Genomic DNA, 23,554 nt, shown 5'->3' on the forward strand with positions numbered 1-23,554 from the left:
CCGAGCATCCGACGTCTTCCCGGTGGCTATATTTCTGCGAAGCGGCGAAGCAAAGGGAGCAACCACGTGCTCGAAGTGATCGACAAAGGGTCATGCACCGACGTACATCCCGTTCCGCTGCTGTTCGTGCACGGCGGTTGGCACGGCGCATGGTGCTGGGAGAACTTTCTGGACTACTTCGCAGCCGAGGGCTACCGCGCCGTCGCGCTGAGCCTGCGCGGACACGGCACCAGCCCCACAGCGAAGCCGTTGCAGTCGGTTTCCATCGCCGACTACCTCGACGACGTACGCGCCGCTGCCGACGAGCTCGGCGAGCCTGTGCTGATCGGTCATTCCCTGGGCGGGTACGTCATCCAGCGCTACCTGGAAGACCGGGCCGCCCCGGCCGCGGTGCTGGTGGGTTCCCTGCCGCCAAGAGGCGTGCTCGGTGCCGCCCTGCGCGTCTGGCGCCGTCGCCCGTGGCTTTCCGTCCAGTCATTCAGGGATCCCACGTTGGTCAAATTCCTCAACACCCCGGCCCGCGCCCGCGATTATCTCTTCTGCGCCGACACGCCCGAGACCATCGTCGAATCCTGCTGGAATCGCACCGGGGGCGAGAGCATCCGCGCGGCGATGAGGGATCCGATGTTCCGCCGAGTCAGGACCGAGCGGGTGACGACTCCGATCCTGGTCCTGGGCGCCATGCACGACGGCTTCGTCAGCGTCGGGGCCGTACGCGCCACCGCACGCGCCTACCGGACCGAGCCGGAATTCTTCGACATGGGGCACAACATGATGCTCGAACCGGGCTGGGCCGACGTCGCCGGACGCATCCACAGCTGGCTACAGACACGCGCGCTGACGAGCTGACTCGCCTCGCTGCTGCGCCGAAAAGCGTTGCCGTGCTACATTTCACAGCCGCAGCCGAAGCGGGCTGGTCGCGCCGGAAAAGCAACTACGGGGGGATTTGTTGTCGCTGCAAGCTGTCAGCCACACGGATCCCGAACCCGAGACGTTGCGCGGCTGGCAGCGTCGCGCGCTGGTCAAATACCTGACTGCCCAGCCGCGCGATTTCCTGGCCGTGGCCACGCCGGGCTCCGGCAAGACGACGTTCGCGCTGCGGGTGGCCGCCGAGCTGCTCAGACATCGCGCGGCCGAGCAGATCACCGTCGTCGTGCCCACCGAGCACCTCAAAGTTCAATGGGCACAAGCCGCTTGGCGGCACGGTCTGGCGCTTAACCCCAGATTCTCCAACTCCGACGCCCGGCACTCGCCGGAGTATCACGGCGTGCTGGTCACCTACGCCCAGGTCGCGTCGCATCCCACGCTGCACCGGGTGCGAACCGAGCAGCGCAAGACCCTGGTCGTCTTCGACGAGATCCACCACGGCGGCGACGCCAAGACCTGGGGCGATGCCATCCGCGAAGCCTTCAGCGACGCCGCCCGCCGACTTGCCCTGACTGGCACGCCCTTTCGCAGCGACGACAGCCCAATACCGTTCGTGCGGTACGAGCCGGGCCCCGACGGCGTGCTGCGCTCGCAGGCCGACCACAGCTACGGCTACGCCGAAGCGCTGGCCGACGGCGTGGTGCGGCCAGTGGTGTTCCTTGCGTACTCGGGCCAGGCACGCTGGCGCGACAGCGCGGGCGAGGAGCACACCGCCCGACTGGGCGAACCCTTGTCCGCCGAGCAGACCGCACGAGCGTGGCGCACCGCACTGGACCCGGCCGGCGAATGGATGCCGGCGGTGATCGCAGCCGCCGATCAACGGCTGAGCCAACTGCGTGCGCATGTTCCCGACGCCGGTGCCATGATCATCGCCTCCGACCGGACCGCCGCTCGCGCCTACGCTCGTCTGCTGGCGAAGCTCACCGCAGAAGAGCCGACGGTGGTGTTGTCCGACGACCCCGGATCGTCTTCGCGCATCAGCCAATTCGCGGACAGCACGAGCCGCTGGCTGGTCGCGGTGCGGATGGTCTCCGAAGGAGTCGACGTGCCACGGCTGTCGGTCGGTATCTATGCCACCAGCGCGTCGACGCCGCTGTTCTTCGCGCAGGCCATCGGGCGGTTCGTCCGGTCGCGCCGGCCCGGGGAAACCGCGAGCATCTTCGTGCCGTCGGTGCCCAGCCTGCTGCAGCTGGCCAGCGAGCTGGAGGCTCAACGCGACCACGTGCTCGGCGAACCGCACCGCGAATCCGGCGATCCCCTGCTCGATGATCCGGCCACGCGCACCCACACCGAGAAGGACGACACTCAGCACAGCTTCACCGCGTTGGGAGCCGACGCCGAACTGGATCAGGTCATCTTCGACGGATCCTCGTTCGGCACCGCCACCCCGGCCGGAAGCGACGAGGAAGCAGACTATCTGGGCATCCCGGGACTGCTCGACGCCGAGCAGATGCGCGCCCTGCTGCACCGGCGCCAGGACGAGCAGCTGCAGAAGCGGACCCGGCTCGAGCATCAGGCAGGCTCACCGGCGGCGCTGACGACGCACGGTCAGCTGCGCGAGCTGCGCCGCGAACTCAACGCGCTGGTGTCGATCGCACATCACCGCACCGGCAAACCGCACGGCTGGATTCACAGCGAATTGCGTCGCCGCTGCGGCGGGCCGCCGATCGCCGCAGCCACCAGCGAACAGCTCAAAGCCCGTATCGACGCTGTGCGGCAACTCAATTCGGAGCGGTCGTGACGGTCAGCCCGCTACCGCATCCAGCGCGGCGAGCAGGTGTTCGTTGACCATGGTTTGCACGTCAGCGACGGGCTCCTCGGGCAACACCACGCAGAACACGTCGGCCGCCGTCGAGCCGAAGGTGTTGACCTTCGCCCAGACGATGTCGGCTCCCGCCCGCTCCAGCGCCCGCGTCAGCGACGCGAGCAAACCCGGCCGGTCGGTGGCGCGGACTTCGACTATCGGCTGCCCGGGCGTCGCGGTGTCGAACCAGAGGATGCGCGGCGGGGCCGTCAGCCGCGTCACAGGCACTCCCGCCTGCACTTCCCCGGCCCGGCTGGACCCGGCGGCTGACTCTTCGTCACGCTTCTCCAGCATGCCCAAGACGTCGATGTCGCCGCCAAGGGCACCGACGAACTGCTGACGCAGCAGGTCGGCTGCGGCCGGCGCACCGAAGTGCGGCGACACGACGAACTCGGTGATCGCAACGCCTTCAACGACGTTCACCGAGGCCGAATGCACGCCCAGAGAATTCAGCGCCAGCACTGCGGCGGCTTTGGACACCAACCCCCGCTGGTCCGGGGCCACCATCACCGCCTGATACATCCGCTCGCTGTCGCCCGGCTTGATCTCCACGTGTACGCCATGGTGGACGGCAAGTGAAAGATAATGCGGCGCAGTCGGTTCGGCCTGCGGCAAGGTCTCGCCCGCCATAACCAGCTGGCAGCGGCGGACCAGGTTCTCGACCAGCGACGCCTTCCAGTCGCTCCACACCCCGGGGCCGGTGGCCTTCGAGTCCGCCTCCGTCATCGCGTGTAACACCTCGAGCAACAGCGGGTCGCCGCCAATAGCCTGCGATACGTACTCGATGGTTTGGGGATCGTTCAGGTCGCTTCGGGTGGCCACCACCGGCAGCAGCAGGTGATAGCGGACCAGCTTCGAAAGCATCTCGACGTCTGGGGGCGACATCCCCAGCCGCTGACCGATCTGGACCGCCAGGTCCGACCCCAGCACGCTGTGATCGGCGCTGCGGCCCTTGCCGATGTCGTGTAGCAGCGCGCCCAGCGCCAGCAGATCCGGCCGCCCCACCCGGGTGGCCAGCGGGGCCGCCTGCACGGCGGTCTCGACCAGATGACGGTCCACCGTCCACTTGTGGGCGATGTCGCGCGGCGGAAGGTCGCGGATCGCGTCCCATTCCGGCAGCAGCTGGCCCCAGAGCCCGGTGCGGTCGAGCGCTTCGATCGTCCCGACGACGGTCGGCCCGGCGCCGAGGACGACGAGAAAGTCGTCCAGCACCTGGCGCGGCCAGGGCGCCTCCAAGCGGGCAGCGCTGTTGGCGAGGTGAGTGAGTGTGGCTGCGGCGATGGGCAAACCGGTCGACGCGGACGCAGCGGCCACCCGCAGTACCAGACCGGGGTCGCTTTCCGGTTTGGCGTCACGGGCCAGCACGACTTCCCCGGCGTATTCGACGACACCCTCGGCCAGCGGTCGCCGTTTCGGGCGCCGCATCAGGGCCGACACGCCGCGCCGCGGCAACGCGTTGGCGGCGGTCCGCAGCCCGGTTTCGGCCTCGTAACTGATGGTGCGGGCGGCGTGGGACAGCATGCGGGAAAGGTCGAACCTGTCACCGATGTGCAGCGCCGCGCTGATCTCGTCGCCGAATTGGGCCAGCAGGATGTCGCCCCCGCGGCCGGACACCCGATGCAGCTCGGTACGCACGTCGAGCAGTGTCCGGTAAGCATCGTCCAGCGAGCCGGCCGCTGAGTCGGGGTTGTGCACGCGATGGCGGTCGACCAGCTGAGCCACCGCCAGCGCGTCGAGCAACTGGGCGTCGCGGAGGCCGCCGTGACCCAACTTCAGGTCCGGCTCGGCGCGGTGTGCGATCCGGAAACAGCGACGCCAGCGAGCCTGCGTCATTTCGACGAGTTCGTCCATCCGGGTGCGGATTCCGCTGCGCCACTGCCGCCGCACACCGGCGATCACGTCGGCCGACAACTGCTCGTCGCCGGCGATGTGGCGCGCATCCAGCATGCCCAGGGCGGCGGTCATGTCGGAATTGGCGGTACTCAGGGCCTCACTGACGGTCCGTACGCTGTGGTCGAGCCGAATGTTGGCGTCCCACAGCGGATACCACAGCTTGTCGGCGACCTCGCCCAGCACCTCGGCGGCCTTGCCGTCGTGCACCAGCATCAGGTCCAGGTCCGAGTACGGCAACAGCTCGCGGCGGCCCAGGCCGCCGATGCCGACGAGCGCGAAGCCGCTGGTGTCGGTGATCCCGATCTCGGCCGACTTGGCCCCCAGCCAGGACTCGTGCAGGTCCAGCAACGCTTGGCGCAGCCCGGCCGAATCAAGTTCGCGGTGTTCGTGTGACAGCAGCTTGCGTCGTGCGGCAGCCAAATCACTTGCTGCGCAAGCACTTACAATTTCCGGGCCTCCGATCGAGATGCTCCGGCGCGGTCCACCGTCAGAGGGCGTCGGTTCCGCGTTCGCCAGTGCGTACCCGCACAATCGTCTCGACCGGGCTCACCCACACTTTGCCGTCACCGATCTTGCCGGTTCGCGCCGCCCGGACGATGCTGTCCACCACCTTGTCGACGATCGAGTCGTCGACGACGACTTCGATGCGAACCTTTGGGACGAAATCCACCGAGTATTCCGCGCCCCGGTAGACCTCCGTGTGGCCCTTCTGCCGGCCGTAGCCCTGGATTTCGCTGACCGTCATCCCCAAGACGCCCGCATCTTCGAGGCTGGTCTTGACGTCATCAAGCGTGAACGGCTTCACGATCGCAGTGATCAGCTTCATTAGCGCTCTGCCTCCACTCTGTCGTCCACTCGCTCCTGCAGGCCGTTACGGGTGTCCAGCACGCTGGTCCGGGGAGGAAGAACCGAACCGCTGGTGACGGCGAAGTCGTAGGCCGACTCAGCGTGCTCCGACTCGTCGATGCCAGTGGCCTCCTGTTCGGCATCCAGACGCAACCCCATGGTGTATTTGAGGATCAACGCCAGGATAAGTGTTACCACGCCAGAGTAGATCAGAACGCTGAATGCGCCGATGGCCTGTCGTTCCAGCTGTGACCAGCCGCCGCCGTAGAACAACCCCTTGGACACCCCGGCTATGCCGTTGATGGCCGTGCTCTCCGGAGCCGCAACCAGGCCCACCATCAGCGTGCCCGCCAAGCCGCCGACCAGGTGCACACCGACCACGTCGAGCGAGTCGTCGAACCCGAACCGGAACTTCAGCCCGACCGCCAGCGCGCACAGCACCCCGGCCACCAGGCCGATCGCCAGGGCGCCCAGCACGTTGACCGACGAACACGACGGCGTGATGGCCACCAGTCCGGCGACGATGCCCGACGCCGCGCCCAGGGTCGTGGCCTTGCCGTCGCGGATGCGCTCGGTGAGCAGCCAGCCCAGCATCGCCGTGGCCGTCGCGATGGTGGTGGCCATGAACGTCGAGCCGGCGGCGCCGTTGGAGGTCAGGGCCGACCCGGCGTTGAAGCCGTACCAGCCGAACCACAGCAATCCGGCACCCAGCATCACGAACGGCAGGTTGTGCGGGCGGAACAGCGTCGTGGGCCAGCCTTTGCGCTTGCCCAGCACGAGCGCGAGCATCAGCCCGGCCACACCGGCGTTGATATGCACCGCCGTTCCACCGGCGAAGTCGATGGCGTGCAGCTTGTTGTTGATCCAGCCACCATGCTCGGCCGAATATTTGTCGGCCGCGAAGACCCAGTGCGCAATCGGGAAATAGACCAGCGTCGCCCACAGCCCGGAGAACACCAGCCAGGCGCTGAACTTCAGCCGGTCGGCCACCGCGCCGGAGATCAGCGCGACGGTGATAATCGCGAACATCAGCTGGAACGCCACGAACACAGTGGCGGGCAGCGCGTCCGGCGGGGTGCCCACCAGCGCGATGTCGGTCGCAGAAGTGGGCGGCGACGCGGTCGGATCCGCGGGGACGGCATTGCCGCCGATGAGGTGCTTCAGGCCGAAGAATTGCAGCGGGTCGCCGGCCAGGTTGGCCTTGTCGTTGCCGAATGCCATCGAGTAGCCGTAGAGCACCCACAGGACGGTCACCACGCCCATCGAGCTGATGCTCATCATGATCATGTTGAGCACGCTCCTTGCGCGCACCATGCCGCCGTAGAAGAACGCCAGACCTGGCGTCATCAACAGCACCAGCGCTGAACTCGCCAACATCCAGGCGGTATCGCCTGCGTTGGGCTGGCCCATCAACGGGTATGTCACTCGCAATCACCTCCGGTCGGCCCCGAAACAGCCGTCAGACACGTGCCTGACGACCTGATCCAGAACCTTGCGCAATGGTTGTTTCGGCAATACAGCCACCATGTTTCGGCGGTATTAACGTCGCGCTCAGGCGCCCTTAATCAGCCCAGCAGCGCGTCTACGAAGGCGGCGGGCTCGAAGGGCGCCAGATCGTCCGGCCCTTCGCCGAGTCCGACCAGCTTCACCGGCACGCCGAGCTCTTGCTGCACGCGGAAAACGATGCCGCCCTTGGCCGTTCCGTCCAGCTTGGTCAGCACAGCGCCGGTGATGTCGACGACCTCGGCGAACACCCGCGCCTGCGCCAGCCCGTTCTGGCCGATGGTGGCGTCGAGCACCAACAGCACTTCATCAACAGATGCGCGGCGGCTCACTATGCGCTTGACCTTCCCGAGTTCGTCCATCAGCCCCACCTTGGTGTGCAATCGCCCGGCGGTGTCGATGACCACGACGTCAGCGCCGGCCGCGATGCCCTTGTCGACGGCGTCGAACGCCACCGACGCCGGATCGGCCCCCTCGGCGCCCCGCACCACCTCGGCGCCCACCCGGACGGCCCAGGTTTGCAGCTGATCGGCCGCTGCGGCCCGGAAGGTGTCGGCGGCGCCCAGCACGACGCGGCGGCCGTCGGCCACCAGCACCCGTGCCAGCTTGCCGACCGTCGTGGTTTTGCCGGTGCCGTTCACCCCGACGATGAGCAGCACCGACGGATGGTCAGCGTGTGGCAGCGCCCGAATCGAGCGATCCATATCAGGTTGCAGCTCGTTGATGAGCACGTCGCGCAGCACGGCACGGGCGTCGGCTTCGGTACGCACGCTGCTGCTGGCCAGCCGGCTGCGCAGCTGCGATACCACCGATTCGGTGACCACCGGGCCCAGGTCGGCTACCAGCAGCGTGTCCTCGACGTCCTGCCAGGATTCCTCGTCGAGATCCCCACCGCCGATCAGGCCCAGCACGCTGCGGCCGAGGGCGTTCTGCGATTTGGCCAGGCGTCCGCGCAGGCGTTCCAATCGCCCTTCGGGCGGCGCGATCGCCTCGATTTCGGGCGCTTCGGGTGCCTGGGGCTGCTCGGTGGCCTCGGGGGCCTCGGCTTGCGGTGGGGCCGGCGTCTCGGCTTCCGGCTCGAACTCGGGAAGCAGGACCTCGGAGATCGTGCGCTTGGGCGCGTCGCGGGGAATGGTCGCGTCGTCGCCGACCGCGGGCAGGCCGCTGGTGTCGATCCGGTCCTCGACAGGTGTGGCCGTCTGGCTGAACGTGATGCCCGACGACGCCTTGTAGCCGCCCGAACGGTCGATCGCCTCGGTCTCCGGCCGCGCCGATAGGCTGATCCGCCGCCGTCGGTAGAGCACCAGTCCCAGGACCAGCGCGGCAATGATGACCAGGGCGGCGACGACCGCAATGGCGATCCACAGACCTTCCGACACGCTGACGATCCTTCCAGCCGTGGGTCACTCCGGCGGTCGTGGGGTTGCGGGGTTCAGTGTGAATCGTGGGCGTTCAGTGCGAATCGTGGGCGTTCGGTGTGAATAGTGGGCGGAGGAATCGGCCCGAACCCCACCCTGTCTTCACCCGCAAAGCCGTCCGTTCACACTAAAAGCCCTACGTTCACAGTCGATGCCGCCGGTACACGCTCGACGCCGGCCGCACGAGCCCTACACAGAAGTTGAGGCCAGCTGGTCGACCTCCTGGCCACGCATTCGCTGCGAGATCACCGCGGTGATGCCGTCGCCCTGCATGGTCACGCCGTACAGCGCGTCAGCTACTTCCATCGTGGGTTTCTGGTGCGTGATGATGATCAGCTGCGAATGGGCCCGCAGCTGCTCGAACAGGCCCAGCAAGCGGCGCAGGTTCATGTCGTCCAGGGCGGCCTCGACCTCGTCCATGATGTAGAACGGCGACGGCCGGGCCCGGAAGATGGCTACCAGCATCGCCACTGCGGTCAGCGCCTTCTCGCCGCCGGACAGCAAAGACAGCCGGGTGATCTTCTTGCCGGGCGGACGCGCCTCCACCTCGATGCCGGTGGCGAGCATATCGTCCGGGTCGGTCAGCCGCAGCCGGCCTTCGCCGCCTGGGAACAACGACGCGAACACGCCCCGGAATTCACGCTCCACGTCGGTAAACGCGTCGCTGAACACCTGCAGGATGCGCGCATCCACGTCGGCGACCACGTCGAGCAGATCTTTGCGGGCGGCCTTGACGTCCTCGAGCTGGGTGGACAGGAAGTTGTAGCGCTCCTCCAGGGCGGCAAACTCCTCCAGGGCCAACGGGTTCACCCTGCCCAGCTCCGCCAGCTCACGCTCGGCGCGTTTGGCCCGCCGCTCCTGGCTGGGCCGGTCGAATGGCATAGGAGCCGGTGCGACCACCTGCTCGCCGCGCTCGCGGGCCTGCTCGAATTCGGCCATCTCGAGTTCGGTCGGTGGCAGTGCGACGTGTGGGCCGTACTCGGCAACCAGGTCGTCCGGCGCCATGCCGAACTGCTCGAGCACCATTTGCTCGAGCTGCTCGATTCGCAGGGCTGCCTGCGCGTTGGCCACCTCGTCGCGATGCAGTGAATCGGTCAGCGTGGCCACCCGGGCGGTCAGGGCGTTCACCTCGCCGCGGACCGCCACCAGCGCCTCGGACCGCTGCCGCCGTTCGGCGGCCAATGTGTCGCGCATCCGCGACGCCGCCTCGACCACCCGGTTCAGGCGCGCTGCCAGCAGCCGGCCGGCGTCGGAAACCGCCGCGGCCACGGCGGCCGCATGCAGCCGTGCCGCGTGGGCCTGCTGGGCGCGCACCCGCGCCTCGCGTTCGGCGGCGGCCGCCCGGCGCAGCGAATCCGCGCGTCCGCGTAGCGCATTGGCTCTCTCCTCGGCCGTTCGCACCGCCAGCCGGGCTTCGACTTCGGCGCCGCGGGCGGCTTCGGCGGCAGCGGCGATCTCCTGCCGGTCGGCCGGCTCGACGTCATGCACCTGCTGGGTCGCTTCGGCGTTGCGCAGCCGGGTCTCGAGTTCGACGACCTCCTGCAGGGTCGCGGCGCGGGCGGCTTCCAATTCCTCGCGCTGCCGCAGCAACCGGCTGCACTCCTCGTCGGCCGCGCGCGCGTCCTGGCCGAGCCGGCCGAGCTGCTCGTACATCGCCGAGATGGTGGTGTCGGATTCGTTGAGCGCGGCCAACGCCTGCTCGGCCGAGTTCTGCCGGGCCGCCTGCTCGGCCAGCGCGCCGGACAAGGCCGCGCTCAGTTGCGCCACCTGAGCCTCGGCAGCGGCGAGCTCGCTGCCGGCCTTGTCAATCTCCGAGGTCACCTCCAGCGTGGACAGCTTGCGGTCCGAACCACCGCTAACCCAGCCGGCGCCCACCAGGTCGCCGTCGACGGTGACGGCACGTAGCTGCGGCCGGACTGCCACCAGATCCAGCGCCACGCCCAGGTCGGCGACCACCGCGACTCCGGACAGCATGGCGACCATCGCGCCGCGCAGCCGCTGGGGTGCCTCGATCAGGTCCAGCGCCCACAGCGCCCCGCCGGGTAGCTCGGCGACCGGCCGCTGCTCGGGGGCCGGCCAGTCGCCCAGCACCAGCGCCGCGCGGCCCGCGTCGGCTTGCTTGAGCGCGGCAACCGCGCCACGAGCGGCGCCCAGGCTGTCCGCGGCCAGCGCGTCAGCTGCCGATCCGAGCACCGCGGCGAGCGCCGCCTCATATCCTGCGCGCACTTTCACCAGCTTGGCGATCGGCCCGAGAAGCCCTGCGCCGCTGTGGTTCTCGGTGAGCCACGCCGCGCCGTCCTTGCGTTCGAGTCCAACCGACAGCGCATCGATGCGGGCTCGCAGCGACGCCACTTCGCGTTCGGCGGTCCGCTCGGCGGCCTGTAGTTCGACGACGCGTTCGTCGGCCAGCCGCAGCGCGGCCACGGTCCGCTCGTGGTGCTCGTCGAGGCCGGCCTCGCCCTGATCGAGTTCACCGACCTTGCCCTGTACGGTTTCGAAATCCGCTCGGGTCTGCTGGGCTCGGGCGGCGGCATCCTCGATGCGCTCGGACAACTGCGCGACGCTGTCGTCGATCGATTCGACGCGTGCGCGCATGGTCTCGGCTTGGCCGGCCAGCCGCGCCAGACCCTCCCGCCGGTCCGCCTCGGCCCGCACCGCCGCCAAGTGCGCCCGGTCCGCCTCGGCGGCGCGGGCCTCGCGGTCGGCCAATTCCGCCCGCGCGGCATCCAGCCGGTCGCGTGCCGCGGCCAGTTCCGCCAGCAGTTGCTGCTCGGCGATCTCCACCTGCTGAGCCTCGGCCTCCAGCGCGTCAGGATCGGTGTCGCTGCTGGTCACCGGCTCGACGTCCAGATGCTGGGCACGCTCGGTCGCGATGCGCACTGTGGCGCCGACCCGTTCGGCCAGGGCCGAGAGCCCGAACCAGGTGTGTTGGACCGAGTCGGCCCGCTGCGAAAGCGACACCGCCGCTTCTTCGTGGGCGGCCAGTTCCGCAGAGGCCACCGCCAGCCGCGCGGCCACCTCGTCGTGTTCGCGCCGCATCGCTTCCTCGGCCTCGAAGATCGCGTCTCGCTCCGCCTGCCGGCTGACCATGTCGTCGGCGGCCAGCCGCAGCCGGGCATCCCGCAGGTCGGCCTGGATTCTTGCGGCCCGCTGTGCCATTTCGGCTTGACGCCCGAGCGGTTTGAGCTGGCGCCGCAGCTCGGTTGTCAGGTCGGTGAGCCGGGCCAGATTGGCCGACATCGCGTCGAGTTTGCGCAGCGCCTTTTCCTTGCGCTTGCGGTGCTTGAGCACTCCAGCGGCCTCTTCGATGAACGCCCGGCGGTCCTCGGGCCGCGACTGCAGGATTTCGTCGAGCTTGCCCTGCCCGACGATGACATGCATCTCGCGCCCGATGCCGGAGTCGCTGAGCAATTCCTGGACATCCATCAAACGGCAACTGCTGCCGTTGATTTCGTATTCGCTGGCGCCGTCGCGGAACATCCTGCGGGTGATCGACACCTCGGAGTAGTCGATCGGCAGCGCGTTGTCGGTGTTGTCGATGGTGACGGTGACTTCGGCGCGGCCCAGCGGGGCGCGCGACGAGGTGCCGGCGAAGATGACGTCTTCCATCTTCCCGCCGCGCAGCGTCTTTGCTCCCTGCTCCCCCATCACCCAGGCCAGGGCGTCGACCACGTTGGATTTGCCGGAGCCGTTAGGGCCGACGACGGCGGTGATACCGGGCTCGAAACGCAGAGTCGTCGGCGAGGCGAAGGACTTGAAGCCCTTCAGCGTCAGACTCTTGAGGTACACGAGGGGCCAGATTACCGCTCGACGAAGCCGTCGAACCGTTCCCGTGGCTGCGACCAGTCGGCGACAACCTTGTCGACTTGTCCGGGTGTGGTGCCGCCCTGCAGCAGCTGCAGCAATTTCTCGCAGGCCTCGCGCGGACCCTGGGCGATCACCAGCACCCGGCCGTCCTCCTGGTTCGCGGCATAACCGGTGAGGCCAAGCGCCAACGCCCGGCACCGGGTCCACCAGCGGAAGCCCACGCCCTGAACCCAGCCGTGCACCCAGGCGGTGAGCCGGATCTCAGAATTCGAAGCGTCCGGCATCAGCAACCTCAAAGGTGACGGTGGTGCCGGATTTGAGCGTGCGCCCCACCGTGCAGACCGCGTCGACCGCACGATTCACGACTACCAACAGCCGCTGTCTGTCGTCGGCGGACAGTCCCGACAGGTCCACTTCCAGGGTCTCCTGCAGCAGCGGATAACGCTCCTGGTCACGGTCGGCCGCGCCGGAGACGCGCACCACCGCTCGGTAATCCTCGCCGAGGCGATGGGCCAGCGGCTGGTCGCTCGCCATGCCGCTGCATGCGGCGAGCGCGATCTTGAGCAGCTCACCCGGGGTGAAGACGCCGTCGACATCCTCCGAGCCGACGAGTACCTGCGCGCCTCTCGAACTATGCCCGGTATACCGGCGCGTTCCGGTGCGCTCGACCCACAGTTGCGTCATAGCTTCTTTTCTACCGGGTGGTCTTGCGCCGAGATCGACAGCAGCGCGCAAAAGCCCGAGAGAACTCCGCGCTAACGTCAATTTCGGCGCGCGCGTCGGGCAGGCATACTGCCTTGCATGGCCACCGTCGTCGCATTTCACGCTCATCCGGACGACGAGGTTGTCCTCACCGGTGGAACGCTCGCGCAAACGGCAGCGGCCGGGCATCGGGTCGTCATCGTCACGGCGACCGACGGATGCGTGCATAACGAGGACGACAGTGACCGCCTGGCCGAATTGCGGTTCAGCGCAACCATCCTGGGAGCGCAACGAGTCGAATGCCTCGGCTACGCCGACAGCGGCTACGGCCCACAGTTCTATCCAGATCCACCCGGACGGGTCCGATTCGGTAGAGCGGATGTCGACGAGGCGGCGCAGCGGCTCGCGACGATACTTCGCGACGAAGACGCGGACCTGCTGCTCAGCTATCAGCCCAACGGCGGATACGGCCACCGCGACCATGTGCAGGTGCACCATGTCGGCAAGCGCGCCGCCCAACTCGCAGCCACCCCGCGAGTGCTGGAGGCGACCATGCCGCGTGAATTGCTTTTGTGGACGGCGCATCTGGCTCGCCTGCTGCGGCTGCCGGCACCCTACGAAGTGAACATCGCTCGTACCGCATACGCTCCCCGAAGGACCATCACGCATCGGATCAACATCTTCCGCTTTGCGCGGCAGAAGCGAGACGCGTTGGCGGCCCACCGCTCTCAGATCGGCAGCACAGGACTGGCCGTGCGCATGTTCGGCCTCCTGCTCCGCCTGCCACCACAAGTGTTCGGCCTGCTGTTTTCCCGCGAATGGTTCGTCGATCCAGCCTTCGCACACAAGTCGCCGGTTACTGTGCGCCGCAACATCTTCGATTGATTGGACTTAGCCGCGGGGCCTCGGCTGGCATTTCGGGCAGTAGAACGACGACCGGTTCATGAACTTCTCCCGGCGCATCACTGCGCCGCATCGCCGGCAGCTTTTCCCTTCGCGGCCATAGGCATCCAGCGATCGGTCGAAGTAACCCGACTCCCCGTTGACGTTGACATAGAGCGAATCGAACGACGTCCCGCCCTTCGCCAACGCCTCGCGCATCACATCGGCGGCGGCATCGAGCACTGTGGACAATTGCCGGCGGGTCAGCTTGGCGGCCACCCGCGTGCCGTGCACCTTGGCCCGCCACAGCGCCTCGTCGGCGTAGATGTTGCCGATCCCGGAGACGACGGTCTGATCGAGAAGTTGACGCTTGAGCTCGGAATGCTTGCGGCGCAACACTTTTACCACCGCGTCGGGATCGAACCGCGGGTCGAGCGGATCGCGCGCGAGGTGGGCGACGGGTGTGGGCACCACGCTGCCATCAACGGTCACCAGGTCGGCGAGCATCCAGCCGCCGAACGTCCGCTGGTCGGCGAAACTCAGCACCGTCCCGTCGTCGAGCAGGGCCGAGATCCGGACGTGATCGGCGCGCGGGACGGTCCCCAGTAGCATCTGCCCGCTCATGCCTAGGTGAACCACCAAAGCGGTATCCGGCTCAGCACCGTCTGCGGTGTCCAGCAGCAGCCACAGGTACTTGCCGCGCCGACCGGTTCCCGCTATCCGTGCCCCGAGCAACCTGGCCGTCAGGTCCGCGGGACCGGCTTCGTGTCGGCGTACCGCCCGGGGGTGGTGCACTCGGACGGCCGTGATGGTCTTGCCCAGCACATGGGTGTGCAATCCGCGCCGCACCACCTCGACTTCAGGCAGTTCGGGCATCTAGTGATGATCGCAAGCGCGGCGCAGCCGCGCGCGACGGGTCATCACCATCGGCTCAGACGGAAGATTTTCCGGCGGGGTCACGCATGTCCAGCGCATCCAGCGCGTTCCAGGCTGCCGACGCCGCTTTTTGCTCGGCTTCCTTCTTGGAGCGACCCACGCCCGAGCCGTATTCGGTTTCCATCACGACGACCACCGCAGTGAATTCTTTGTCGTGGTCGGGGCCGGTGGAGGTCACCACATAGGACGGCGCGCCCAAGCCGCGGGCCGCGGTCAGCTCCTGCAAGCTGGTCTTCCAGTCCAGGCCGGCGCCCAGCGTGGGTGCAGCGTCCAGCAGCGATCCGAACAGCCGCAAAATCACCTCCCGAGCCACCTCGATGCCGTGCTGCAGGTAGATCGCACCCAGCAGCGATTCCATCCCGTCGGCCAGGATGCTTGACTTGTCGGCCCCACCGGTGTTCGCCTCGCCCCGCCCCAACAACATGTGCACGCCGAGCCCGCCGTCGGCAAGGCGTCGTGCGACGTCCGCCAGCGCGTGAGTATTGACCACGCTCGCCCGCAGTTTGGCCAGGTCCCCCTCGGAACGGTCGGGGTGACGGTGAAACAGCTCGTCGGTGATGGTCAGGCCCAGGACGGCATCGCCGAGGAACTCCAGGCGCTCGTTGGTCGGCAGTCCGCCGTGCTCGTAGGCATAGCTTCGGTGAGTCAGAGCCAGCGAGAGCAGCTCGTCAGGCAGTTCGACCCCGAGGGCGTCGAGCAGGACTTGCCGTGACGGCGTCACCGCTCACCCTGCCCGGTCTCCGGCCCGTCCGAGCCACGCATTCCGGCCAACTTGGCCCACCGAGGGTCGATGCGGTCATGTTGGTGACCAGGCTCGGCGGCCAGCGCAACCCCGCATTCGGGGCACAATCCGGGGCAGTCCGGCCGGCAGACCGGCGAGAACGGCAGTTCCAGCCCCACGGCGTCGATGATGGGCTGCTCCAGGTCCACGGTGTCGTCAACGACGCGGCCGACCTCGCCTTCCTCGGTGGTCGCCTCGGTAGCACTGGCCGGGTACGCGAAAAGTTCGGTCAGGCTGACCTGCACATGGCCTTCGACAGCGGTCAGGCAACGAGCGCATTCACCGACTGTCGGCGCGGTCATCGTCCCCGTCACCAGCACGCCCTCGGACACCGACTCGACTCGCAGATCCAGCTCCAGCGGGGCGCCTCGCTCGATCGCAATCAGCTCCACCCCGATACGCGCGGGGCTGGGCAACGTGTCACGCACGGTGAACATCGCTCCCGGGCGACGGCCCAGGCGCGCGATATCGACCACCATCGGCGATGTCGGGTGCCTGTGAGCTGCGGTGCTGTGCTGGCGCGCCATAGCAGAAATCCTACGGCGCTCACCCTCCAGCGCTAGTGCCTTGTAACGCGGTTACCGCGTCGCGTAGTCGTGGGTGCCGGCGGCGGTGCGGAGTTGGTGACGGCCGCGGCTGACTGAACGGATCGTCCCGTTGAGGAACTCCTCGAACTCGGCGAGCTTGTTGTCGACGTAGACGTCGCATTCACCACGCAGCCTGTCGGCCTCGGCGTGCGCCGTGTCGATGAGGCGGGTGGCCTCGGCGTTGGCCGCCTCCACGACGCTGTTCTGCGACACCAGCCGCTGCTGCTCCTTGATGCCCTCCTGCACGGCCTTCTCGTAGGAGATGTTGCCGTTCTCGATCAGCCGGTCGGCCTCGGCTTTGGCTCGGCTGACGCTGGCTTCGTAGTCGCGTTTGGCCGCAGCCGCCAGGCGAACCGCCTCTTCACGGGCCTCACCGACCATCCGCTCGCTGTGCTGCCGTGCCTCCGCGACCATCCGGTCCGCCTGCGATTTCGCGTCGGCGAGGATGCGGTCCGCCTCCGCGCGCGCATGGTTGACCATCGACTCCGACTCGGTGGTCGCCGTGGCCACCATGGAGTCGGCGTGCGTCTTGGCGTCGTGCAGCATCGAATCGCGGGCGTCGAGCACGTCCTGAGCGTCGTCGAGCTCGGCGGGAATCGCGTCCTTGATGTCGTCGATCAGCTCGAGGACATCGCCGCGAGGCACCACGCAGCCTGCCGTCATTGGCACGCCACGTGCTTCTTCCACAATGGCGCCCAACTCGTCAAGCGCTTCAAAGACTCGGTACACGGCCATACCCTCCTGGCATCTTGCAAATCCCGGTTGTTACCAGTGTGCCTGGTGTTACCTTTGTGACTGCGGTGGCGAGGCCGGTGTGTCGGCCTTTTCGTATTCCTTCGTATTTGCGGAGGATTGTCACCCATGCGGCATTGCTACAGGTTATCCCCGACCAGTCCAGCTGTGCCGTCGCAGCCATCGATGCGAGACGGCCACGGGTATAGCGTCCGAATCGTGGGTCCAGCGCGGAGCACAGAGTGACAGACCGAGTCGTCAGGGCCGTCGGCCACGCATTGGCGCTGGCCGGCTCGATGACCTGGGAAATCCTCTGGGCCCTGATCTTGGGCTTCGCGTTGTCGGCGGTGGTGCAAGCGGTGGTGCGCCGTTCGACGATCGTGAGCTTGATGGGCGACGATCGGGCGCGCACGTTGGCGGTCGCCGCCGGCCTGGGAGCGGCGTCGTCGTCATGCTCGTACGCCGCCGTCGCATTGGCCCGATCACTGTTCCGCAAGGGCGCGAACTTCACCGCCGCCATGGCGTTCGAGATCGGATCGACCAATCTGGTGATCGAGTTGGGCATCATCATGGCCCTGCTCATGGGCTGGCAATTCACCGCGGCAGAGTTCGTCGCGGGCCCAGTGATGATCGTGGTGTTGGCGCTGTTGTTCCGACTGTTCGTACGCGCCCGGCTCATCGACGCCGCCCGTGAGCAGGCCGACCGGGGAATCGCCGGTTCGATGGAAGGCCACGCCGCCATGGACATGTCTATTCAAGGCGAAGGATCATTTCGGCAGCGCCTGTTTTCACCGCAGGGCCTGACCTCGGTCTCGCACGTGTTCGTGATGGAATGGCTGGCGATCCTGCGTGACCTGGTTCTGGGATTGGTTATCGCCGGGGCCATCGCGGCGTGGGTTCCCGAAACGGCTTGGCAGAGCTTCTTTTTGACGAATCACCCCGGCTGGTCGGCGGTGTGGGGGCCGATCGTGGGGCCCGTGGTAGCGATCGTGTCGTTCGTCTGCTCGATCGGCAACGTGCCGCTTGCCGCGGTGCTGTGGAACGGGGGCATCAGTTTCGGCGGCGTCATCGCGTTCATCTTTGCCGACCTGCTGATCCTGCCGATCCTGAATATCTATCGCAAGTACTACGGGACCAGGATGATGCTGGTACTGCTCGGCACCTTCTATGTCGCGATGGTCGCCGCCGGCTATCTCGTCGAAATTCTTTTTGGCACAGCACATCTCATCCCGAGTCAACGCCAGGCGACCGTCATGACCGGAGGCATTTCCTGGAACTACACCACCTGGCTCAACATCGCGTTCCTAGTCGTGGCGGTGCTGCTGGTCGTCCGGTTCGCCACCTCGGGCGGAATCCCGATGCTGCGCATGATGGGCGGCTCACCCGAGGCCGGCCGGCACGATCACGGCGCCGACGGTCGCTGAGGTGAAACCACTTGCACCACAAGTGTTTAACGCCCGGATTCGTCGCCCCAAGTCTCCGGCAGCATTGGCATAACGGGCCCGTTCCCGAAATCGTCGTCGGCCAGCGTGATCAACCCAGCTGCCTGGCCACCGGTCTTCGGCGCCGTTCCAGCGAATCCTTGCGGTCCGACGCCGGATTCCGATGCCACCGACGATGTCAGCGACGCGGCTGAATCGCCCTCCGCGTCCAGGTATTCGTAGCGGTAGGCACGGTCGATGACCGACCGCTGGTGTCGCCGCGAGCGCACCTGATCCCGCTCGCGCGCCGGGACGGCCGCTGCCGCAGCGGCGGATTCGGCGGCCGGCTCTTTGGTTTTGGACCGGGTTTCGAGCGTCGATTCCAGGCGGGCGCCAATGCTGCCCACCATGTAACCGAAACCCTCCGCACCCGTCACCGGTGTCGGTGGTGGGGGCGGCGCCGACGGCGGCGTGGCGACAGAGGCCGGCGCCGCGGCAGGCGACGCGACCGATGGGCTGGGCGCCATGGGACTCGACGGGGTCATCGGCGTCATCGCGGTGGAAACCGGCACCACGGGGGGTTGGACACCGACTGCCGCGGGTTGCGAGTCCGGCGCGGGGGACGCGGGGACATTCACCGGCTGAGCCATCCCGGCCAGTCCGGCCAGGGCCGCCAGAGGGGCGACACTGCCCAGGTTCGTGATGGCCATGCTGATCCCGACGCTGATGAGCAGTGGCAGCTCCTGGATGAGAAACCGCAGAGTCCGCAACGTCCAGTTGACCAACCGGAATGTTTGCCAGGCGATGAAATACTCAACGAGCGCCGGTGCCGTGGACGGGTTCAGCAAACCCTGCAGATTTTGTTGCAACCACGTCAGAGCCTGCGCATTCCCTTGGAAGAAATTGGGCAGGTTCTGCAAATACTGCGAAGGGCTCCAGTTTGGCTGGCCCTGGCCGGGGATTTGCTCTCCGTCGGGCCCGAAGAGCATTTGCCAAATCTCATCCGGCGTGGGCAGCTGAAACGAGCCGGTGCCGCCACCGCCACCTGCGCCGCTGCCGGCGCCCGTGCCACCGCCAGTGCCAGTCCCGGCTCCCGTTCCGGTGCCGGCGCCAGTGCCCGTCCCGGCGCCCGCACCGGAACCCGCGCCTGCGCCTGTGCCCGCTCCGGCGCCAGTGCCCGCTCCCGCTCCGGCGCCCGCCCCACTGCCCGCTCCGGCGCCAGTTCCGGCGCCCGCTCCGGCCCCTTGGGTGTTCTGGGCTGCCATGGTCGTGACTTGATAGGTACTCATGGTGGTGGCGGCCTGAGTCCACATGCGGGCGTAGTCAGCCTCGTTGACCGCGATCGGAATCGTGTTGATACCAAAGAAATTGGTGGCCACGAGAACCGCGTGGACGGCATGGTTGGCGGCCAGCTCCGGCAGTGTCGGCATTGCAGCCAGTGCGGCCGTATATGCGGCGGCCACGACCTCATGCTGGGTAGCGGCCTCGGCGCTGAGGGTGCTGGCCAACCCAAGCCAAGCCAAATACGGCATGTGTGCGGCCACGTACTGTGCGGCGGTCGGGCCGTCCCAAACCAGGGTTGATCCGGCCAGGACCGCCGACAACTCCGTTGCCGCCGCCTCGTATTGGGTGCTCAATGCCGTCCAGGTGCCTGCCGCCGCAAGCAACGGGCCTGGCCCCGGACCGCTGCTCAGCAATGCTGAGTGCACCTCGGGCGGAAAGGCCATCCACACCGGCGCCGTCACCGTCAGCCGCCCCCAATCAATATGTCGAGGCTGCTGCCGCGTCACCGACGGCGTAGCTCACGCCGGCCACGCTTACGCCCAAGCCTGCGCGTCCCAGTACCTCAACACCTTTCGCTGCCGCTCCCGCATGCTGGGCGCCCCGGGCGCTGAACACGGCCGCGGCTTCCAACGAGACCGGATCCGCCGCGGGCGGCACTACCACCGAGACCACCGGAGCGGCGGCCGCATGTGCGGCAGCCAACTGAGCCGTGATCGATTCGACCGTGGCACTGATCGCGGCCAGGCCTTCAGGAACAACTCGCAGCACCATGACGGCTACTCCCTTCCTCTGGTTCCATCGGCACTCACGCGACCGGGCTGGTCCGCGACAAGCGATCCAGGCCCGACGCCAAAGCCAAACCGAGCATTCCGGCTGTCAACCCGAAAGCGAGATGAAACACCACCCGCTCTGTCATCCCGGCCGATGCGAACGCCAACAACTGACCGTGAGTTATCAGAGCCGCGATCGAGCCGCCGAGCGCGACAAGGTGAATCGGCGCGGCGGCAACGGCGAGCAACCATCGCCGACGAGGCACCACCGGCACCGCGGCTACCGCATACAGCAGGACAGCGGCGGCCACATACCGTCCACTGGCCCAGGGACCGGCCGGGGTCTGAGCGGCGAATGTCGCCAACGTAGCGACCGCTCCGACCGCGACCACCGTTTCGCGCCTTGGTGTCGCAAGCGCAACCATCACCAGCAAGGTCAACCAGACCAGACCGCGGTGCCCGGGCAGCCCCAACGGTATTCGGATATCGGAGTAGATGGCGATCAGGGCGACCGCCAGCGCTGGCAGCGCCAGCTCCCGAAACAGCAACAGGCCACGGGCAGGCTGCTGCACGACGGTCACTCGAAAACGATAGGACGGAACAGCAGCGGGGCACAACCGAGATTGCGGAAATATGAGCGCCTAAACTCCTTACATGCGCTCCAGAGACCGCCCGTTTCTAGCAGTTGCGGCAGCGCTGATTCTCGGGATGGCTGCCTGCAGCGGGTCCGATGCCGATGGCCGTCTGATCGTGCAAGAGCACGGCCGAGTCCTTAACCGCTACAGCGTGTCGCAATTGCAACGTCTTCCGCAGATCGAGATCGCAACGCCGCAGTCGCACGGCGCGCACTCCCAGAGGGGACCCACCGTGCGTTCGATTTTGGACCTCGCCGGTATCACGGGCGTCGTCAGCGTGCGGGTGGAGGGCCGAGACCCGGCTCAGACGCTAGGCGGCGCCGAACTCAGCGATCCGGTGATCCTGAACATCACCAAACGCCATACCCTCAAGCTCACCGGCGCGAAACTCACTCGTGACCGATGGGTCCGCGATGTCACAGCACTGGTGGTCAATCCATGACCGGCACAGGCGCCCTGGCCGGGGTTGACGTGCTGATCGGCATCGACGACACCGACAACCTGTACACCCCCGGAACCGGCCGTCGCGCAAGGGCATTGCTTCGCGAGCTGGTGGCGGCGGGCCTTGGCGCCCCGGCGGGCGCAACTCGGCACCAGCTCTTTGTCGACGACCGAATCCCTTACACCTCACACAATTCCAGTGCGTGCCTGGCCTGGCGAAGCGCGAACGGCAAACCGCATGCGGTGCGCACCAGGATCATCGAAATCGCCGGACAGTTTTTGGAACGGGTATGCCCCCCTGATGCCGATCCCGGGCTTGCCGTGGCCCTGCCCGGCGACCTGACCGAGACCGCGTCACTTCTGGTGGATTTCGGTCGCCGGGCAAAGCGTGAAGTGTTGTGTCCCAAGCAAGCCCGGGAACTAGCCGCCGCGGTGGGTGTGCATTTGTCCGGGCACGGCGGCACCCAGGACGGGGTGCTCGGCGCGCTGGCGGCGGTGGGCCTGCATCTATCCGGCAACGACGGACTTTTCATCACGCTGCCCGGCCTCGAAGATCTGCCGAATCAAGCCACCATTGAGGCGGTTTGTGCGCGTACCCCCATCGACGTCGCGCGTGACACCATGCATCGCCGGCCCGGGCCGGATGAACTCATCGAACTGGGTGACTGGGTACGCCCCGTGCTGCTCGACGGCCGCGCCGTACTGCTTCTCGAACCGCCCCGGCCGCAGGCAAACGGCCGCTTCAGGTGGCGAACCGCACCGCGTTCCGTCGTAAAACAGTATTGACCCTGCCTATCGCTGTCCGGCCTACTACACCCGAAGCAGCGCCGCAACCGCCGATGGATCCTTGTAGTACACGTCGAGCTGAGCGATCAATCCGTCTCGGACCGTGTAGATTTCGACCAAACTCATCTCAACGCTCTCGCCGGAGGCCCGCGCGGTGAATTTCAACCTTCCGCGGATGGCAACGGCGTCACCAGTCAAAAAATATTGAACCGTTTCCCCCGGTGCAAGCTCCATGGCTTCGTTCATCTTCGCAAAAAGCTCGAAAAAGCCGTCTGGGCCGTGATATTCGCCGCTATACGGGAGGCCGCCCGCTTCGTAGACGATGAAGTCGTCGTGCAGCAGCATGCGGCCGTCGTCGAACCTTTCCTCGACAATCGCCCGCATGAAGCTGTCGACGACGCCTTGAGGATTACCGGCCATGGGTGAGCTTCTCGCGAAGTCGGCGGTTCACCGGTTCAGGCAGCAGCTCCGACACATCACCGCCAAGTGTCGCAACCTCTTTGGCGAGCGAGGACGACACGAACGAGTACCGCGGTGCGGTCGCGACGAAAAACGTGTCGACGCCGGCGACGTGTTTGTTCATCTGAGCCATCTGCAACTCGTATTCGAAGTCGGTGCCGGTGCGCAGGCCCTTGACGATTGCGGCCATCCCACGGGATCTGACGAAGTCCACCACCAGACCTTGTCCGGCCTCCACCCGCAAGTTAGGCAGATGCGTGGTGGACTCCTCGATCATCGCGATCCGCTCATCGAGATCGAACATGCCTTTTTTGGCGGGGTTGACGAGGATCGCCACCACCACCTCGTCGAACTGTGTGCAGGCACGTTCAAAGACGTCGATGTGGCCCAACGTCACTGGGTCGAATGACCCTGGACATACCGCGCCGCTCATGGTCGATGACGCTACACGCCTGCCTTGCCTCCGTTCGGCCAGCTGCAAGCGGGTGTCGCGACGAGTATCGAGCGAGCGACTGCGGCCAGGTCAGGCCGCGTGGCGGTCCCGTGGGACGTCTGAATTCGGTTGTGTCACTTGGCTTCAGTGGTTGCGGTTTTGTCCACAGTTGGGCGTTTATCCACAACGGTGGTTTTCGCGGTGGTTTGATGTCACCGGCTCGCCATAGGATTCGAACATGTTTTCGATTGAGGTGCCGGCGGAGGTAACCGCCAAGCTCGACGCATTTACTACGGCGCTGGCCGGGATGCGCGAGCTGAACCTCGATCACCTGGCGCCCCCGGTGAGGTTGCATGTGCTCGAACAACTCGAGACCGCCCGGCGCGCCCAGATCGCGTTCAGCCACGACGTCATCGCCGGGCTGGCCCGCGAAGATCCCGCCGCACTGGGCGGCCCGCCGCATCAGGTGATCGCCGACTGGCTGCGCATCAGCCCCACCGAAGCCCG

The 23,554-nt window shown here is 67.0% G+C and carries 22 protein-coding genes and 1 pseudogene; 7 read left to right on the top strand and 16 right to left on the bottom strand.

Annotation, left to right across the window (positions count from 1 at the left end; genetic code table 11):
- The first annotated feature begins 66 nt into the window (after positions 1 to 66).
- Positions 67 to 849 carry an alpha/beta hydrolase gene (locus A5791_RS11340; protein ID WP_067235786.1) on the top strand — a complete coding sequence of 261 codons (783 nt, stop codon included), beginning with the start codon at positions 67 to 69 and terminating at the stop codon, positions 847 to 849.
- Positions 850 to 955: 106 nt separating this feature from the next.
- Entirely contained in the window at positions 956 to 2,668 is a 1,713-nt protein-coding gene (locus tag A5791_RS11345; protein WP_067235790.1) for a DEAD/DEAH box helicase, read from the top strand.
- Between the two features lie 3 nt (positions 2,669 to 2,671).
- Here A5791_RS11345 and A5791_RS11350 read toward each other — a convergent pair whose 3' ends face one another.
- The 7 genes from A5791_RS11350 to A5791_RS11380 form a co-directional block, all read right to left on the bottom strand.
- Positions 2,672 to 5,086: a [protein-PII] uridylyltransferase gene (locus A5791_RS11350; RefSeq protein ID WP_369828053.1), complete on the bottom strand. Its 2,415-nt coding sequence runs from the start codon at positions 5,084 to 5,086 to the stop codon at positions 2,672 to 2,674.
- 25 nt (positions 5,087 to 5,111) lie between these two features.
- Positions 5,112 to 5,450, bottom strand: a complete 339-nt coding sequence (gene glnB / locus A5791_RS11355; protein ID WP_003878721.1) for a nitrogen regulatory protein P-II — start codon at positions 5,448 to 5,450, stop codon at positions 5,112 to 5,114.
- Positions 5,450 to 6,880, bottom strand: coding sequence for an ammonium transporter (locus tag A5791_RS11360; RefSeq protein ID WP_067235735.1), 1,431 nt, complete (start codon positions 6,878 to 6,880; stop codon positions 5,450 to 5,452). Before A5791_RS11360 ends, glnB begins: the two co-directional genes overlap by 1 nt.
- A 155-nt stretch (positions 6,881 to 7,035) precedes the next feature.
- A complete protein-coding gene (gene ftsY, locus A5791_RS11365; protein ID WP_067235739.1) occupies positions 7,036 to 8,352 on the bottom strand; it encodes a signal recognition particle-docking protein FtsY in 1,317 nt (438 codons plus the stop codon).
- Between the two features lie 228 nt (positions 8,353 to 8,580).
- On the bottom strand, positions 8,581 to 12,180 hold the full coding sequence (gene smc, locus A5791_RS11370; RefSeq protein WP_067235743.1) for a chromosome segregation protein SMC: 3,600 nt from the start codon (positions 12,178 to 12,180) through the stop codon (positions 8,581 to 8,583).
- A gap of 11 nt (positions 12,181 to 12,191) precedes the next feature.
- Positions 12,192 to 12,482: an acylphosphatase gene (locus tag A5791_RS11375; RefSeq protein ID WP_067235746.1), complete on the bottom strand. Its 291-nt coding sequence runs from the start codon at positions 12,480 to 12,482 to the stop codon at positions 12,192 to 12,194.
- Positions 12,460 to 12,882 carry an OsmC family protein gene (locus A5791_RS11380; RefSeq protein ID WP_067235749.1) on the bottom strand — a complete coding sequence of 141 codons (423 nt, stop codon included), beginning with the start codon at positions 12,880 to 12,882 and terminating at the stop codon, positions 12,460 to 12,462. The genes A5791_RS11375 and A5791_RS11380 overlap by 23 nt, the downstream gene beginning before the upstream one ends.
- A 117-nt stretch (positions 12,883 to 12,999) precedes the next feature.
- Between A5791_RS11380 and A5791_RS11385 the strand changes: the two genes are divergently transcribed.
- Positions 13,000 to 13,785: a PIG-L deacetylase family protein gene (locus A5791_RS11385; protein ID WP_067235753.1), complete on the top strand. Its 786-nt coding sequence runs from the start codon at positions 13,000 to 13,002 to the stop codon at positions 13,783 to 13,785.
- Between the two features lie 6 nt (positions 13,786 to 13,791).
- On the opposite strand, the gene mutM is transcribed toward A5791_RS11385, so the two are convergent.
- From mutM to sepIVA, 4 genes are read right to left on the bottom strand one after another with little or no spacing between them, the layout of a single operon-like run.
- A complete protein-coding gene (mutM, locus tag A5791_RS11390) occupies positions 13,792 to 14,658 on the bottom strand; it encodes a DNA-formamidopyrimidine glycosylase (protein ID WP_067235756.1) in 867 nt (288 codons plus the stop codon).
- A gap of 55 nt (positions 14,659 to 14,713) precedes the next feature.
- Positions 14,714 to 15,439 carry a ribonuclease III gene (rnc, locus tag A5791_RS11395; protein ID WP_067235758.1) on the bottom strand — a complete coding sequence of 242 codons (726 nt, stop codon included), beginning with the start codon at positions 15,437 to 15,439 and terminating at the stop codon, positions 14,714 to 14,716.
- Positions 15,436 to 16,026: a DUF177 domain-containing protein gene (locus tag A5791_RS11400; RefSeq protein ID WP_082966868.1), complete on the bottom strand. Its 591-nt coding sequence runs from the start codon at positions 16,024 to 16,026 to the stop codon at positions 15,436 to 15,438. Before A5791_RS11400 ends, rnc begins: the two co-directional genes overlap by 4 nt.
- Before the next feature lie 51 nt (positions 16,027 to 16,077).
- On the bottom strand, positions 16,078 to 16,815 hold the full coding sequence (sepIVA, locus tag A5791_RS11405) for a cell division protein SepIVA (protein WP_067235793.1): 738 nt from the start codon (positions 16,813 to 16,815) through the stop codon (positions 16,078 to 16,080).
- 245 nt (positions 16,816 to 17,060) lie between these two features.
- Here sepIVA and A5791_RS11410 point away from each other — a divergent pair, with 245 nt between their 5' ends.
- The gene (locus tag A5791_RS11410) at positions 17,061 to 18,242 is read left to right on the top strand and encodes a permease (RefSeq protein ID WP_082966869.1); all 1,182 of its coding nucleotides are present in this window, start codon (positions 17,061 to 17,063) and stop codon (positions 18,240 to 18,242) included.
- Between the two features lie 26 nt (positions 18,243 to 18,268).
- Here A5791_RS11410 and A5791_RS11415 read toward each other — a convergent pair whose 3' ends face one another.
- From A5791_RS11415 to A5791_RS11425, 3 genes are read right to left on the bottom strand one after another with little or no spacing between them, the layout of a single operon-like run.
- Positions 18,269 to 19,966, bottom strand: coding sequence for a PPE family protein (locus tag A5791_RS11415; protein ID WP_067235800.1), 1,698 nt, complete (start codon positions 19,964 to 19,966; stop codon positions 18,269 to 18,271).
- Positions 19,967 to 20,000: 34 nt separating this feature from the next.
- Complete coding sequence (locus tag A5791_RS11420) at positions 20,001 to 20,294, bottom strand: PE family protein (RefSeq protein WP_067235764.1); 294 nt, start codon at positions 20,292 to 20,294, stop codon at positions 20,001 to 20,003.
- 34 nt (positions 20,295 to 20,328) lie between these two features.
- The gene (locus tag A5791_RS11425; RefSeq protein WP_067235767.1) at positions 20,329 to 20,874 is read right to left on the bottom strand and encodes a hypothetical protein; all 546 of its coding nucleotides are present in this window, start codon (positions 20,872 to 20,874) and stop codon (positions 20,329 to 20,331) included.
- Between the two features lie 73 nt (positions 20,875 to 20,947).
- Here A5791_RS11425 and A5791_RS11430 point away from each other — a divergent pair, with 73 nt between their 5' ends.
- The gene (locus tag A5791_RS11430) at positions 20,948 to 21,370 is read left to right on the top strand and encodes a hypothetical protein (protein WP_067235770.1); all 423 of its coding nucleotides are present in this window, start codon (positions 20,948 to 20,950) and stop codon (positions 21,368 to 21,370) included.
- On the top strand, positions 21,367 to 22,155 hold the full coding sequence (locus tag A5791_RS11435; protein WP_067235774.1) for a hypothetical protein: 789 nt from the start codon (positions 21,367 to 21,369) through the stop codon (positions 22,153 to 22,155). The genes A5791_RS11430 and A5791_RS11435 overlap by 4 nt, the downstream gene beginning before the upstream one ends.
- Before the next feature lie 24 nt (positions 22,156 to 22,179).
- Here A5791_RS11435 and A5791_RS11440 read toward each other — a convergent pair whose 3' ends face one another.
- Positions 22,180 to 22,539, bottom strand: coding sequence for a nuclear transport factor 2 family protein (locus A5791_RS11440; RefSeq protein WP_197504663.1), 360 nt, complete (start codon positions 22,537 to 22,539; stop codon positions 22,180 to 22,182).
- A gap of 25 nt (positions 22,540 to 22,564) precedes the next feature.
- Entirely contained in the window at positions 22,565 to 23,047 is a 483-nt protein-coding gene (gene coaD / locus A5791_RS11445) for a pantetheine-phosphate adenylyltransferase (protein WP_067235783.1), read from the bottom strand.
- Positions 23,048 to 23,285: 238 nt separating this feature from the next.
- Here coaD and A5791_RS11450 point away from each other — a divergent pair.
- Positions 23,286 to 23,554, top strand: a pseudogene (locus A5791_RS11450) (HNH endonuclease); the annotation flags it as partial.

It is taken from the genome of Mycobacterium sp. 852002-51163_SCH5372311 (assembly GCF_001667115.1).
Lineage (GTDB): Bacteria > Actinomycetota > Actinomycetes > Mycobacteriales > Mycobacteriaceae > Mycobacterium.